Genomic DNA, 13340 nt, shown 5'->3' with positions numbered 1-13340 from the left:
TCATGCTTCACCCTCTTCTGTTGTTTCTTCTTGGGCTTGGTCGTCTTGTTCTTCTTCAGACAATAGGCTGCCTTGGCTTGGCTCTTTGGTGTGCACTACCGCTTCACCATCACGGATCAGACGTAGCTGCGCTTCACGCATATCATCGCCAATACGTACATCGGCACCAAAGCGGAATACAGCTTCACTGATGCTGAATTTACCGGTCTCACCGATGTTGATGATCATGCCTAGACGACGTAGACGACGAAGTGACGTACGTACTTTTTCAAACAGCTTTTCTTTATCAAGGTCAGAACCGGTAGCACGGTTCGTCACTAGCTTCATCAGCTTGTTTTCATCAGCCAGAGCAAGTAGCTCGTCGTACAACTCTTGGTTAGTGAAGATGCCTTCGTGCGCAAGACGCTCTGGGCTTAGGTAAAGGAAACACAGTACCTTACCCACCAGCATATCCAGCTCAGAAAGCACACTGCGGCCAATCAAAGAAGTTGAACGTGGACGAAGGTAGAAGAAACCTTCTGGCGCTTTCACCAATTCGGTGTTGTAGCGTTGGTAGAAAGAAGAAAGCTCAAGTTCGAAATCCGACAGCAACGCGTGGTTGTCCAGATCTTCACTTGAGATATGACGCCCAGCTCGTAGCATGCTGTCTAGCGCTGGGAACAGAGGGTTAGAAATTGCTTTTGCCAGATTCTCTGACATGTATTCATTAGTATCGGTCGATGACATTCGCTTGTACCTTTGCCCCAAATTCGTTGATTGCTTTCCAGTCCGGTTGAATCGCTTGGTAATCCGATTCTGAATACCCCAGACGTACGGCTTGATCAACGATAATGCGAGCTAAATCAAAATGATGAGTGTAAGGATGCTGTGCAAGGTAATCTCGCAATACCACACTCAAGTCGATTGGCGTGCCTTGATCTTTATGCGCTTTTAGCATGTCACCAATTCGTTCAGACAACTCATCATTGACTTGTTGAAACTCTTCGTATTCTACTTCCATCGGAACTTGACCCGTTACCTCGTCATCACGCAGGACTAGGGCCTCATCACGAAGGTCAGAAAGCCTTTCCGCATCTGCATAAGTCAGATACCAAGGCGCATCGAAGTAATCTTTGACGGATTGACGTAGACGCGAGCTAAACGCACGGTTCTTATCCATATCAATTGCAGTACGGATGAACTTGTGCACATGTCGGTCGTAACCAATCCAAAGGTCGATCGCTTGCTGGCCCCAGCTTGTGATTCGATCCAGCTTCATTTGCAGACCAAACAACGCTTCTTCGATGAACTCTAGCTCAGGATCGCCGTACACAATTTCTTGAATATCTAGGATCTGAGTTTGCAGTTCATCACTGGCGGCTTGCAGCGTATCTTGAAGTTCACGCAACGTGCTTGATGTTTCTGATAGGAGCGCTTCACAGTTGTTGATCGCTTCGCGCCAGTCTTTATTTAGCAGATCGGCAATTTGTTGTTTTACAGATTGCTGCTGCTCATCCATCACACGTTGGTTAAGATCGATTTGATCGAAGATTTCGCCTACAGAATATTTTAAAACTCCGTATACGTTTTTCTTCCAGTGGCCCGGTGTGCCACCTTTTTGTGCTGCCTCAATCGCTTTCGCCATTTCATCTGCCACCATAGACAGTTGAATAGAAAGGCGCAGTTTCGAGAACTCACGATGACGCACGTAGTAATCGGTAATTCCTATCGCTAAAGGCGACAAGCGGTAAATGCTCGCTCCATCAGTAATCTCACTGACAAAACGGCTAATAAGGCGCTGCTTTACCATCTCGTTGATGGCGTTGTTAGCACGAAAAGCGGATGCTTCGCCAGTCTCATCAAATAATCGAGTGACGATGGCAAACGCATCATGCAATTCACCTTCACCCAATTCTTCATCGAACCTTTCATTACTCAGTACGGCAATGGCTATTAAGAATGCCAATCGCTCTGTGGTCAGGTTCAACGAGAAATCGTGCTGCTTAACCCAGCCAACCAACTCATCGATTGGTTGCTCTGCAGCATTGAGAGTCATCTCACTCATTGTTATTCCTGTTTATCGTTCTTTTTAGCCCACACATGAATGTAGCGGCCTAATGAGAGGTATGGCTCTTGTCGACAAAGTTGTTTTTCTAGCGCCAACACATCTTCAAACTCGTAATCGCCCATGTATTGCATATTACCTATGTAATCACTAAATGAGCGGATACCAGATTTGCCACAAATACTAAAGCCTGAATCTTCTATCCATTGGTAGACTTCTTCAGGTTTTAAGCCTTTTTGCGGCTGTAGTTTAAATCTTTTTCGGTGGGGCATGCCGTCTAATATATGAGGAATGTTGCCACAAACCACGTTTTTATAGACTAAACCATGGTGGTTATAGAACATCACTGATGCAATGCCTCCCGGTTTTACTTGTTCTAGTACCGTTTCAAGTGCGGCCTTAGGATCGACCAACCACTCCATGACGGCGTGAAACATAACAAGATCCACCTGTTCACCCATATGCTCACCAATGGATTGGACAGGCGAATGAATCAGGCGATACTGCTCAAGCAAACCGTTTTTTTCAATATCCTGCTTAGCCAACTGCAGCATTTCCGAAGATAGATCACATAAAGCGATTCGATGTCCGAGCTTAGCAAGCTTTTGCGACATTTGTGCCAAACCACCACCAGCATCCAACACCTCTAGGGGTTGCTGGTCAGCATCTAATTCACTTAGAATCTGTAGAAAATCTTCCCACACAATGATTTGGCGGATCTCCCCTTTGTCGGAGCCGTAAATATTTTTTGCAAATTTGTGGGCGATATCGTCGAAATTGCGGTCTTCTGTCACTTCTGCTGAGTTATCATAACGGATTGTGCCGCTATTCTGGCACAAGGAAAGCAGGAATAAAGAGGGGTACCCTCATTTTTATTATCAATTGATGTTTTTTCGGACTATTTATGTATGTTTGAGCTGAAAAAAGTAGTGTCAGCCTTGCTTATGCCACTTCCGGCATTGCTGCTGATAGGCTTGTTGGGTCTTGCTCTCATTAGTTTTACCACAAAACGTAAAACTGGCTGCTTCGTTGTTCTATTCTCTTTTGTTGGCATTTTTCTTGTTGCCTTCCAACCTGTTTCAACCAAGCTTCTTATGCCATTAGAGCGAGAGCATAAAGCCTTTTTGCCAGTTTCTGGCACCATCGACTACGTGATGGTTTTAGGGAATGGTCATGTTATCGATGACGAAATTCCACCCACCTCGCAGTTAAGCCGTGCAGCATTAATGCGCTTAACTGAAGGCATTCGTATTTTAAGAATGTATCCAGGTGCTAAATTAATTTTGTCTGGCTATGCTGGCGGTTCTGAAATTAGCCATGCGAGAATGATGGCGAACGTTGCCCTTGCGTTGGGAGTCGCGAAATCCGATATCATTTTATTAGAAGATGCGAAAGATACGTGGGAAGAGGCGCGTCAAGCGGCTGCATTCGTTCAACAAAAGGAGATTGTGTTAGTCACTTCTGCGAGCCACATGAGCCGTGCATTGTATGAGTTCAACGCAGCAGGCATTAAACCAATCCCAGCCCCGACCAACTTCTTAGCTATTAGCGAAATCAGTCAACCTTGGGATAAATACTCACCTAAAGCGCGTTACTTAGAACAAACGGAGCTTTATTGGCATGAGTACTTGGGCAGCATTTGGCAAAGATTGCGTGATACTGTCGGCCAAACACCAATGGTTGAAGCAAAGTAGTACTATCTTGAAACCACAAAAAAGGAGAGCCGAAGCTCTCCTTTTTCTTTTTAAGACTTAGGTTTGTTCAGTTTAATCACCAGCAAACATATAGCCTTCGCCGTGCACCGTCACAAAAATTTGCGGGTTCTTTGGATCAAACTCCATTTTTGCGCGCATACGTCGAATAAGAACATCGATAGTACGATCATTGGGAGCATCAACTCGGTGGCTGATCATATTCAAAATACGCTCGCGACTTAACACCTGGTTAGGGTAAGACGATAACGCCACCAAAAGTTCGTATTCTGCTTTGGTCAATTTTACGGGTTCGCCGTTACGGCTCAGCGCACGGCGTTGAATGTCGAATGTCCACTCTCCAAAACGTACAATATGTTCTTCACTGGTTTCGTTCGCTTTCGCGCTACCGCTACGCGCTGCTGAAATACGCCACAGCAAGTTTTTAACGCGAACCAACAATTCCCTCAGTTCAAAAGGTTTTGTCACATAATCGTCAGCGCCCATTTCTAGGCCTACAATTTTATCAATGCTATCCGTGCGTCCTGTTACTAATATGATACCAATATCCGATTGGCTACGTAATTCACGAGTAAGCATCAGGCCGTCTTCACCCGGCAGGTTGATATCCAGCATGATCAGGTCTACATCACCCGCTTGCAGGACCTCACGCATTTCTGCGCCACTCTCTGCTTCGCTGACTTGGTAACCCTCATTTTGGAAATATCCCGCAAGCTTACTACGAGTTACAACATCATCTTCTACGACTAATACGTGATAGCTCATTTACACCACTTTTCTGTCTTCTTATTATCCAAGACGTATTCTATTCATAACTAGTAACATTTCTAGTCATAGATACATTAAAAAGCAAGATTTAGCGTTTTTATTGATTCAAAACAAGCTTACCCATCGCCATTAATAAACGTTAATTTTTGACCATAAAACATAATAATTATAGTTACTGCTATTCATTTTAATTGATTACACTTAGGGGATATCCCTAATTGACTTTGTGATGCACAACTTGAAGCATCATTCAGGAGCCCAAAATGCAAGAAGTGAAAGCTTTTAATGAAAAACGCGCTGAAATTTACTGGTGGTTTTCGAGCTTGTTCGCAAAAGAGCTAACAGAGAAAGAGCTGGAAGCCTACCACAGTGTTGAAATTCGCAGTTTTCTAGCAGGTTTAGGTGAAAATGAGTCACTGAAACCAGCCGTTGATAGCCTCGTTGATGCGCTAAACCGATTGCAAGATCGTGAAGACGCTCAATTGGAGCTTGCTGCTGACTTTTGTGAACTGTTTTTGAAGACAGAAAAATACGGCGCTCTTCCTTACGCATCGATGTACATCGGTGAATCAGGTTTGCTGAATGACAAGCCAGCCGAGGAAATGGAAAAGTTGATGGCAGAATTTGGCGTTCAAGTAGATGAAAATCTAAAAGAGCCTGCTGACCACTTAGCCGTTGAACTCGACTTTCTCGGCAACATGATTATCCGCTCAAACGAACTTGAGCAAGAAAAACACATGGAAGAAGCCTTCGTTAAACAAAACGACTTTATCCAGCAACAGTTGATGTCTTGGCTACCTAAGTTTGCAGACAAATGTAAACAATTCGACGAATTTGGGTTCTACTCGAGCGTCGCGAAACTATTAGTTGCATTTTGTAAACTAGACAGCGCTTACCTTCTTGGGGAATAATTGCCGCCTATTTTTTTAAGGAGCCCGCCTATCGGGCTTCCTGTATACCTGAAATAACTGAATGTAAGTAAGTTGGGTATATTATTCGTTTGCCTTAACTTAGCTCAAAGACGCTTGGTTATTTAGCAGTCAAAATGTGACTTCAAATACACAAATCTCTTGCTGAAAACATTGCTAGTCAGTCCACATAGGGCTAAAATGTGAGCGCAAACGATTAAATATGATTTATATGTAAACCGCTGAAATATAGCGGTTTTTGTGTTTTTTAACAGGTTGATGGCAATTTCTCATCAGATAGAAAAAAGATAAAATTCATCGACCGATGCTGCTACGTACCCTTTTGTCGTGCTTGGACCAACCGCTGCCGAAACACTTAGCGCCAACCTTAGATTGCTGGGTGTAAACCATTAGAGCATCAGGTACATCCAACACGACATATTTCAGTAGCTCGATACAGGACACCATTTATGGCCACTATAAAAGACGTTGCTCGCTTAGCCGGCGTTTCCACTACGACAGTTTCGCACGTTATCAATAAAACGCGTTTCGTTGCAGAAGCAACGCAAGAAAAAGTAATGAAAGCCGTGGACGAGTTGAATTACGCGCCAAGTGCTGTTGCACGCAGCCTAAAGTGCAACTCAACTCGTACGATTGGCATGTTAGTAACGCAGTCAACCAACCTATTCTTCTCAGAAGTGATTGACGGGGTTGAGAGCTACTGTTACCGCCAAGGCTACACTCTGATTCTGTGTAATACGGGTGGGATTTACGAAAAACAACGCGATTACATCCGTATGCTGGCTGAAAAACGTGTTGATGGCATCCTAGTGATGTGTTCTGACTTAACCGAAGAGCTTAAAGAGATGCTTGACCGTCATGCCGACATTCCTAAAGTGGTCATGGATTGGGGTCCAGAAAGCTCACAAGCGGACAAGATCATGGATAACTCAGAAGAAGGTGGCTACATCGCAACCAAACATCTGATCGACAATGGCCATACTGATATTGCTTGTCTAAGCGGTCATTTTGAAAAACTTGCTTGCCAAGAGCGCATTGCAGGTTTCCGTCGCGCGATGAGCGAAGCAAACCTAGCTGTAAATGAAGATTGGATCCTTGAAGGTAACTTTGAATGTGATACGGCCGTATTAGTCGCAGATAAAATTACAGCAATGGACAAACGTCCGACAGCGGTATTCTGTTTTAACGACACAATGGCTCTGGGCCTAATGAGCCGCCTACAACAAAACGGTATCAAAGTTCCTGATGATATTTCAGTGATCGGCTACGACAACATCGAGCTTGCGGAATACTTCTCTCCACCGTTAACAACTATCCACCAACCTAAACGTCGTGTGGGTAAAAATGCGTTCGAGATCCTACTTGAGCGAATCAAAGATAAAGAACACGAAAAGCGAATTTTCGAAATGCAACCTGAGCTTGTAATTCGAAACACCGTGAAGAAAATGAACTAAAATTCGCCAAATATAACGATGTCAAATAAGCGCTCTAAAAGGGCGCTTATTTTTTATCTCTAAATAACTTTTTCCTGACTTAGGTTTGTTAGACAAAAAATTTCGAATCTCTAAGTCTCTGTTTTATATGTAGGTAAATCACACTCCCTCACAACCTCGAGATCATCCCGCCTCATTCTCAAATATGCACAAATATGCGCTTGTCGACACTTTTTATTGAACCAGAATCACACTTTTACGGGTAAAACGTGATGTTAATTCAATATACGAAGTATGCTCATTCTGTCACGCACAGGGCAAACCATTCGAAAGGGTGGGACGCAAAGCCTCCGGCCTGAACCATAGTACTATATGGAAGGTAGCGGGGTTACCGATGGCAAGTGTGCAAGCGATGACTTTACCCTGTAATGACATTGCTTTTGCGCATGTTTGCTACTCTCTCGGACCTGACTTTTGGTGGCGTAATATTAATTACACCGAGATAACAAAACATGGATAAACCGATACTCAAAGACTCTATGAAGCTATTTGAGGCACTTGGTAATATCAAGTCGCGCTCAATGTTTGGTGGCTTCGGACTATTCGCTGATGAAACAATGTTTGCACTAGTTGTAAATAATCAGCTTCATATAAGAGCAGACCAACAAACTTCATCTGACTTCGAGAAACAAGGGCTAAAGCCTTACGTTTATAAGAAACGTGGCTTCCCAGTCGTTACTAAGTACTACGCAATTTCCAACGATTTATGGGAGTCTAGCGAACGCTTAATCGAAGTAGCTAACCAATCGTTGAAAAAGGCAAAGCTTGAAAAAGAACAGCAAGCAACTACAAAGCCTAATCGCTTAAAAGATTTGCCTAACTTACGACTGGCGACTGAACGCATGCTGAAAAAAGCAGGCATTGAGTCAGTAGAAAAACTGGAAGAGGAAGGTGCACTTAACGCTTATAAAGCGATAAGAGATACGCACTCTGCAACCGTCAACATTGAGCTGTTATGGGCACTAGAAGGGGCTATTAACGGTACTCATTGGAGCGTTGTACCTCAAGCTCGCCGAGATGAGTTGATGAACGGCCTCCAATAAAAGTCGGCCTTAAAAACTATCTTGTAAAACCGCAGTCTAATCTGCGGTTTTTTTTGTGAAATTTTTTCGACTTTCCTTCTGTCTTATTATATATATCCCAAATTGGAATCATAAATATGAATAAGAAACTGATATTAGGCCTAATCCTGGTCGCGATCATTATCTTTTTAGGCGTTAACTTTAGTCAGTATTTAACGTTGGAAAATGCAAAAGCACAACAAGAAGCGCTGACCACATACATCGATCAGAACTTTGTTTTTTCGGCAGCTATTTACTTTTTTGCCTACATTGCAATTACCGCTTTTTCTATTCCTGGGGCAGCTGTGGTTACATTACTTGGTGCGGCTCTATTTGGTTTTTGGACGAGCTTATTACTGGTTTCTTTCGCCAGTACTATGGGTGCAACACTAGCATTTTTAAGCAGCCGATATTTGCTGCGTGACTGGGTACAAAACAAGTTTGGCAATAAGTTAATCGCAATTAACCAAGGTGTCGAAAAAGACGGTGCATTTTATCTATTTTCCTTGCGTCTCATTCCGGTATTCCCTTTCTTTCTTATCAACTTGTTGATGGGCTTAACGCCAATGTCTGTAGGTCGATTTTACCTTACTAGCCAAGTAGGTATGTTGCCAGGCACTGCAGTTTACTTAAACGCCGGTACTCAGTTAGCAACAATTGAAAGCCTGTCAGGCATTATTTCACCTGCGGTATTGGCCTCTTTTGCGTTACTGGGGCTGTTTCCAATCATCACTAAATGGGTTATGAATAAAGTAAGGCCAACACCGAGTCAGCAAAACTCATAATTAGTAAGTGGACGTGTTTAATGAAAATATTCATTGCTAAAAACCCAGCAGAAGCGCATATCGTGTGCGAATTATTGAAAACCGAGCAAGTCTACTGTGAAGTCCGCGGAGAAGGTATTTTCGGTTTAAAAGGAGAGCTGCCGTTTAGTGATGATACCGATCCTTATGTCTGGCTTTTTGACGCCAAACAACAAGTAAAAGCAGAAGGAATAGTACAAGCCTACCGCAAACAATCCGATGGAAATGAGTATCAAGATTGGCAGTGCCCGAAGTGCCATGAGGTAAACGAGGGGCAGTTTGGTGCTTGTTGGCAATGTGGACATCAAATAGGGGAGCCTTAATAACTCCCCTACTCCTACTCAATCGATTTATTCAGCGCTAAGCAGAAACCGTTTGCTGCTTAATAAATTCGATGGAATGTTGATTGAAATCTTCAGGGCGCTCAACATTACAAACATGACCACAGTTGGGGATCTCTCGTAAAACACTAAGCTTATGCGCCGCAACCATTTCTTTAACAGGCTTAATAAACATGTAATCTCTGTCGCCCATTAAATAGAGTGTGGGAATGGGTAACTCTCGATCTTTAAAATACTTCATTAAAGGATTTACATCAGCAGCAAGAATAAACCAACGTTTAAATTCTTTTTGGCAAAGCTTCTTGGCCTCACGAATAAAAAGATGGCGAGACTCTCGCTGGCTTCTCTGTGGCATAACAATGTACGCAAAAAGTTTGTAGAGCCACATGTACGGCAGGATATGCTTACAAAAATTACCTAATTTAACCAATATTTGAGAACGAGTATTGAGCCTTGTGACAGCGCCACCGAGTACCATTGAACGCACGCGCTCTGCTGATAATTCAGCAAGGTTTCGAACAATAATGGTACCAAGTGACATACCGACAAAATGAGCGGATTGGATCTTTAAATGATCCAATACTTTCAAAATATCTTGGGTAACTTCCGTAAAGGTATAACGGCTGGCAATGAGCTCTTTAAGTAACTGATTTGACTTTCCATGACCTCTTAAATCGATCAGCAATAAGTTAAAGTGTTGCTTGTAAGCTTTGATTTGCTTGAACCAGATAGAAGAGCTACCGCCAGCACCATGCACAAATACAACCCACTCATGACTAGTAGGGTGCAAATAGGTTTTATGAAAAAGTAGCGGCTGGGTCATATTCAAGTATCAAAAAGGTCGTGCTATTGAGTAAAAAGCCATCCTACCACACTCCCCTTACTCAAGATAATAAAGGCACCTCATTCGGTGCCTTTCGTTACAATTTTAAGTTAATTTAACGCCGAATTGTAAAGTTGCAAATAAGCTTCTGCGGCCTTTTGCCAACAAAAATCTTGTTGCATCGCGTGCAACTGTACTTTATTCACTTCAGGTTCGTTTTGAGCATAGAGCAACAGTGCCCTTAGCATCGTTAACAACAATGCCTGCGGTGTCGGTTCGAAAAAAACAAACCCCGTCGCTTCAGAAGGGTTCACATCATAATCGTTGACGCTGTCTTTTAGACCACCGACACCACGTACTATCGGCAATGTCCCATAAGCCATACTATAGATTTGGTTTAAACCACATGGTTCAAACTCAGAAGGCATCAGAAAGAAATCAGAACCCGCTTCAACGATATGCGCAAGTTCATTATCATAGGCTTCTACGAAGACAAATTTACTAGAAAACTGTGCAGCAACCTCTTCTAGCTGAGCGGCTAGTACAGGGTCTCCGGTCCCAACGACAACTAGTTGAACATCGTGCTTCAAAAAATCGGCCAAAGCAGGCAACAAGTAATGCACACCTTTTTGCTGGGTCAACCGACAAACCATACCGAACATGGCTACATCTTTTTCAGGCAAATTTAGCCGCAGTTGTAATGCTTGTTTACACGCTTTCTTGCCTTGCGTCATACTTTGTTGGTCAGCGCAGTAATTAACTGGCAAGTAAGTATCCGTTTCCGGGTTCCAAGCACTGTAATCACAACCGTTCAAAATACCAACTAAGTCCTGCGCGCGTTGCTGAAACTCCCAAGCCATTCCATGACTGCCAAGCTCTGTTTTGAGTTCCTCTGCGTAAGTAGGGCTGACCGCGTTTATCTTATCGGCATTCATTACACCAGCTTTGAGCATCGTAATATGCGTTGCACTCACCGCAGCATCGGGAACGTTTCGACAATGAAACTCTGGCAAGCACTGTACGTCTTCATAACTAAATACGCCTTTAAAGACCGCATTGTGAATTGAAATGACGCTTTTAGTATGAGCAAAAAACGAATCATTGCTATACCTGTGCTTGAGCAAAAATGGAACAAGACCAGTGTGCCAATCGTTCGCGTGTATGATATCCGGCTGAAAAGCAAGCTTCGGCAACATGTCTAAACATGCCGCACTAAAAAACGCAAAGCGCTCACCGTTATCGATATACGCTTGGTTGTTCTCCGCATACATCGATGGTCGATTGAAATACGGCGGACAATCAATCAGGTAAACAGGATTTTGACCTAACATGAGCCGCAAAACTCGATACTCCGAATGCGGCCATGATGTTAATTCTGTTTCTAATACAACTTCTGCGTCTGCGAGTTTATCAATACTGCTGTACGCAGGGATGGTAATTCTTACGTCTTGCTGTAGGTTTTGAAGGGCTTCCGGTAGTGCCTTGGCAACATCTGCCAAGCCACCACTTTTAATGAGGCCTTCAACCTCAGAAGCTACAAACAGAATAGATAAGTTGTTAGTAGCCAACTCGAGCTCCTTTCGGAATAACAACAATGCCCTCCTCAGACACATGGAAGTGTTTTTTATCTTCTTGAAGATTCACACCAATCTGAGTACCAGGAGCAATATCGGCATCCTTATCGACAATCACACGACGTAAAACACAGCCTTCGCCAATTTTCACGTCACCAAGAAGGATACATTCGCTGATATCGCAAGCAGATGCAATATTACTGCGGAACCCAAGCACCGACTTTTCTATTCTTGAGCCTCTGACGTAACTGCCATTACATACCAAACTGTCGATGATCTGAACACGGCCATTATCAGAGTCTGTAAATGTCGCTGGCGGCAATGGAGGATAATAAGTATGCAGCGGCCATTTACGGTTATATAGTGAAAACGGTGCGTCTTTTTCTAGCAGATCCATGTGCGCTTCCCAGTACGCATCAATGGTTCCCACGTCACGCCAGTACACCTCTTCTCTTTCACCGCTGATTTTGTTAGTACTGAAGTCATACACGAACACGTCACCTCGAGGGAACATCTTAGGAATAATATCCTTCCCAAAATCATGTGATGAAGCTTCATTATCCGCATCTTCAACCAACTCAGAGAATAACACCTGAGCTTCAAAAACGTAGTTACCCATTGAAACTAAAGCGTAATCAGGATCGCCAGGAATTGACTTCGGTTTTGCTGGTTTCTCTTCAAAGCCTATCATGCGACCTTCACTGTCCACTTCGATAACCCCAAATTGCGACGCCTCTTTTAGTGGCATACGCAATGCAGATACCGTCAGAGAAGCCTGCTTTTCTGAATGGAAGTTCAGCATTTGTTTGATATCCATCTTATAGATATGGTCAGAGCCAAAAATACAAACTTGCTCTGGTTCCTCTAATTCCATAAAACGGAGATTTTGATAGATCGCGTCTGCCGTTCCTTCGTACCAACGCTTACCAGTGCGCATTTGAGCAGGAATAGGATCGATAAAGCGGTCAGTGATGCCATTAATGTTCCAGCCCTTTTTTAAATGATGGAACAAAGATTGAGATTTAAATTGGGTGAGGACGTAAATGCGCATTAAATCCGCATTTACAAAATTGTTTAGAGCAAAATCGATCAATCGATAGCTACCACCAAACGGTACCGAAGGTTTACTACGAGATTCTGTTAAAGGTCTCAAACGAGAGCCTTCACCGCCAGCAAGAATCATTCCCAAAACACCAGCCATTTGTTGTTCTCCATATCGTTATAGCTTGGATTTGGTACTCGCTTGAATGAGTCATACTCGGGGAGTCAAGCGAATACATTTAGTAACCGTATCAGGAGTTTCTTTGAACTCTTACAACACGATAAAAAAGCTACGGCACTTCCAGTATGCAACGTCCACTCTTTTCTTATTTTTCGACGCAAAATGCACACAGTTGCACTAATTTTTGTAATAAATTATCTAAGCAGGTTCTAAATTACAATTTTTAATACGCCATTCTGTGTTCCATACAGTTCTTGCTTACTCAAGACGATATCTAGATCACACATGCAAAAGCAAACGATTACATTATGAAAACAATTTACGAACGGATTCACTACACCACCGACTTTTTGAGCTTAATATATAACAAATATATGAACGCAAAATGAAAGTTACGACGAATGTTTTTTACATAAAAAATACGTTCGCTACCAATAAATCGTGACTCTGGTGTTTTCTAGCGACAATGGTGCTTGTTAAAGTGAGGAAAGGTCGATTAAAGGAAGAATGCGCAGGAGAAAACTGTCGGCCCCTACGCAAAAAAGGCAGCGATATCGCTGCCTTTTTACA

General features: G+C 43.1%; 13 protein-coding genes and 1 riboswitch. Of the genes, 6 read left to right on the top strand and 7 right to left on the bottom strand.

What is annotated here, in order from left to right:
• Genes mukE through cmoM form a run of 3 tightly spaced genes read right to left on the bottom strand, consistent with a single transcriptional unit; the run spans position 1 to position 2838 of the window.
• Entirely contained in the window at positions 1-726 is a 726-nt protein-coding gene (gene mukE, locus NDJ01_RS11060) for a chromosome partition protein MukE (RefSeq protein ID WP_005390733.1), read from the bottom strand.
• Entirely contained in the window at positions 707-2044 is a 1338-nt protein-coding gene (gene mukF, locus NDJ01_RS11055; RefSeq protein ID WP_048626187.1) for a chromosome partition protein MukF, read from the bottom strand. Before mukF ends, mukE begins: the two co-directional genes overlap by 20 nt.
• A 2-nt stretch (positions 2045-2046) precedes the next feature.
• Positions 2047-2838 (bottom strand): tRNA uridine 5-oxyacetic acid(34) methyltransferase CmoM, encoded by a 792-nt coding sequence (gene cmoM / locus NDJ01_RS11050; RefSeq protein WP_031780158.1) that lies wholly within the window; start codon positions 2836-2838, stop codon positions 2047-2049.
• 114 nt (positions 2839-2952) lie between these two features.
• Here cmoM and elyC point away from each other — a divergent pair, with 114 nt between their 5' ends.
• On the top strand, positions 2953-3738 hold the full coding sequence (gene elyC / locus NDJ01_RS11045) for an envelope biogenesis factor ElyC (RefSeq protein WP_006742121.1): 786 nt from the start codon (positions 2953-2955) through the stop codon (positions 3736-3738).
• Positions 3739-3810: 72 nt separating this feature from the next.
• On the opposite strand, the gene torR is transcribed toward elyC, so the two are convergent.
• Positions 3811-4521: a two-component system response regulator TorR gene (torR, locus tag NDJ01_RS11040; protein WP_005390726.1), complete on the bottom strand. Its 711-nt coding sequence runs from the start codon at positions 4519-4521 to the stop codon at positions 3811-3813.
• 266 nt (positions 4522-4787) lie between these two features.
• Between torR and torD the strand changes: the two genes are divergently transcribed.
• The 5 genes from torD (at position 4788) to NDJ01_RS11015 (ending at position 9133) form a co-directional block, all read left to right on the top strand.
• Complete coding sequence (torD, locus tag NDJ01_RS11035) at positions 4788-5435, top strand: molecular chaperone TorD (protein ID WP_258586698.1); 648 nt, start codon at positions 4788-4790, stop codon at positions 5433-5435.
• A gap of 467 nt (positions 5436-5902) precedes the next feature.
• A complete protein-coding gene (purR, locus tag NDJ01_RS11030; protein ID WP_053807169.1) occupies positions 5903-6907 on the top strand; it encodes an HTH-type transcriptional repressor PurR in 1005 nt (334 codons plus the stop codon).
• A 285-nt stretch (positions 6908-7192) separates the two neighbouring features.
• A riboswitch (cyclic di-GMP riboswitch) is annotated at positions 7193-7282 on the top strand.
• A 116-nt stretch (positions 7283-7398) separates the two neighbouring features.
• Positions 7399-7989 carry a TfoX/Sxy family DNA transformation protein gene (locus NDJ01_RS11025; RefSeq protein WP_005390721.1) on the top strand — a complete coding sequence of 197 codons (591 nt, stop codon included), beginning with the start codon at positions 7399-7401 and terminating at the stop codon, positions 7987-7989.
• A gap of 116 nt (positions 7990-8105) precedes the next feature.
• The gene (locus NDJ01_RS11020; RefSeq protein WP_046874737.1) at positions 8106-8792 is read left to right on the top strand and encodes a TVP38/TMEM64 family protein; all 687 of its coding nucleotides are present in this window, start codon (positions 8106-8108) and stop codon (positions 8790-8792) included.
• A gap of 20 nt (positions 8793-8812) precedes the next feature.
• Positions 8813-9133 carry a hypothetical protein gene (locus NDJ01_RS11015; RefSeq protein WP_005390719.1) on the top strand — a complete coding sequence of 107 codons (321 nt, stop codon included), beginning with the start codon at positions 8813-8815 and terminating at the stop codon, positions 9131-9133.
• Positions 9134-9170: 37 nt separating this feature from the next.
• Here the strand turns inward: NDJ01_RS11015 and NDJ01_RS11010 are convergent, their stop codons facing one another.
• The 3 genes from NDJ01_RS11010 to glgC all read right to left on the bottom strand — a co-directional run bounded on the left by NDJ01_RS11010 (position 9171) and on the right by glgC (position 12749).
• Complete coding sequence (locus tag NDJ01_RS11010) at positions 9171-9974, bottom strand: alpha/beta fold hydrolase (RefSeq protein WP_006742124.1); 804 nt, start codon at positions 9972-9974, stop codon at positions 9171-9173.
• A 110-nt stretch (positions 9975-10084) separates the two neighbouring features.
• Complete coding sequence (gene glgA, locus NDJ01_RS11005; RefSeq protein ID WP_258586697.1) at positions 10085-11542, bottom strand: glycogen synthase GlgA; 1458 nt, start codon at positions 11540-11542, stop codon at positions 10085-10087.
• Positions 11532-12749 carry a glucose-1-phosphate adenylyltransferase gene (gene glgC / locus NDJ01_RS11000; protein WP_258586696.1) on the bottom strand — a complete coding sequence of 406 codons (1218 nt, stop codon included), beginning with the start codon at positions 12747-12749 and terminating at the stop codon, positions 11532-11534. The genes glgA and glgC overlap by 11 nt, the downstream gene beginning before the upstream one ends.
• Positions 12750-13340: the final 591 nt, after the last annotated feature.

This window comes from Vibrio sp. HS-50-1, assembly GCF_024747315.1.
Lineage (GTDB): Bacteria > Pseudomonadota > Gammaproteobacteria > Enterobacterales > Vibrionaceae > Vibrio > Vibrio diabolicus.
This window is presented reverse-complemented; position numbering and strand designations above follow the sequence as displayed.

What these genes read in the sequence shown, in the direction of transcription:
- purR (WP_053807169.1), top strand. Translation starts at nt 5,903, where the DNA reads ATGGCCACTATAAAAGACGTTGCTCGCTTAGCCGGCGTTTCCACTACG.
- NDJ01_RS11015 (WP_005390719.1), top strand. Translation starts at nt 8,813, where the DNA reads ATGAAAATATTCATTGCTAAAAACCCAGCAGAAGCGCATATCGTGTGC.
- torR (WP_005390726.1), bottom strand. Translation starts at nt 4,521, where the DNA reads ATGAGCTATCACGTATTAGTCGTAGAAGATGATGTTGTAACTCGTAGT.
- mukE (WP_005390733.1), bottom strand. Translation starts at nt 726, where the DNA reads ATGTCATCGACCGATACTAATGAATACATGTCAGAGAATCTGGCAAAA.
- NDJ01_RS11010 (WP_006742124.1), bottom strand. Translation starts at nt 9,974, where the DNA reads ATGACCCAGCCGCTACTTTTTCATAAAACCTATTTGCACCCTACTAGT.
- elyC (WP_006742121.1), top strand. Translation starts at nt 2,953, where the DNA reads ATGTTTGAGCTGAAAAAAGTAGTGTCAGCCTTGCTTATGCCACTTCCG.
- mukF (WP_048626187.1), bottom strand. Translation starts at nt 2,044, where the DNA reads ATGAGTGAGATGACTCTCAATGCTGCAGAGCAACCAATCGATGAGTTG.
- NDJ01_RS11025 (WP_005390721.1), top strand. Translation starts at nt 7,399, where the DNA reads ATGGATAAACCGATACTCAAAGACTCTATGAAGCTATTTGAGGCACTT.
- torD (WP_258586698.1), top strand. Translation starts at nt 4,788, where the DNA reads ATGCAAGAAGTGAAAGCTTTTAATGAAAAACGCGCTGAAATTTACTGG.
- NDJ01_RS11020 (WP_046874737.1), top strand. Translation starts at nt 8,106, where the DNA reads ATGAATAAGAAACTGATATTAGGCCTAATCCTGGTCGCGATCATTATC.
- glgC (WP_258586696.1), bottom strand. Translation starts at nt 12,749, where the DNA reads ATGGCTGGTGTTTTGGGAATGATTCTTGCTGGCGGTGAAGGCTCTCGT.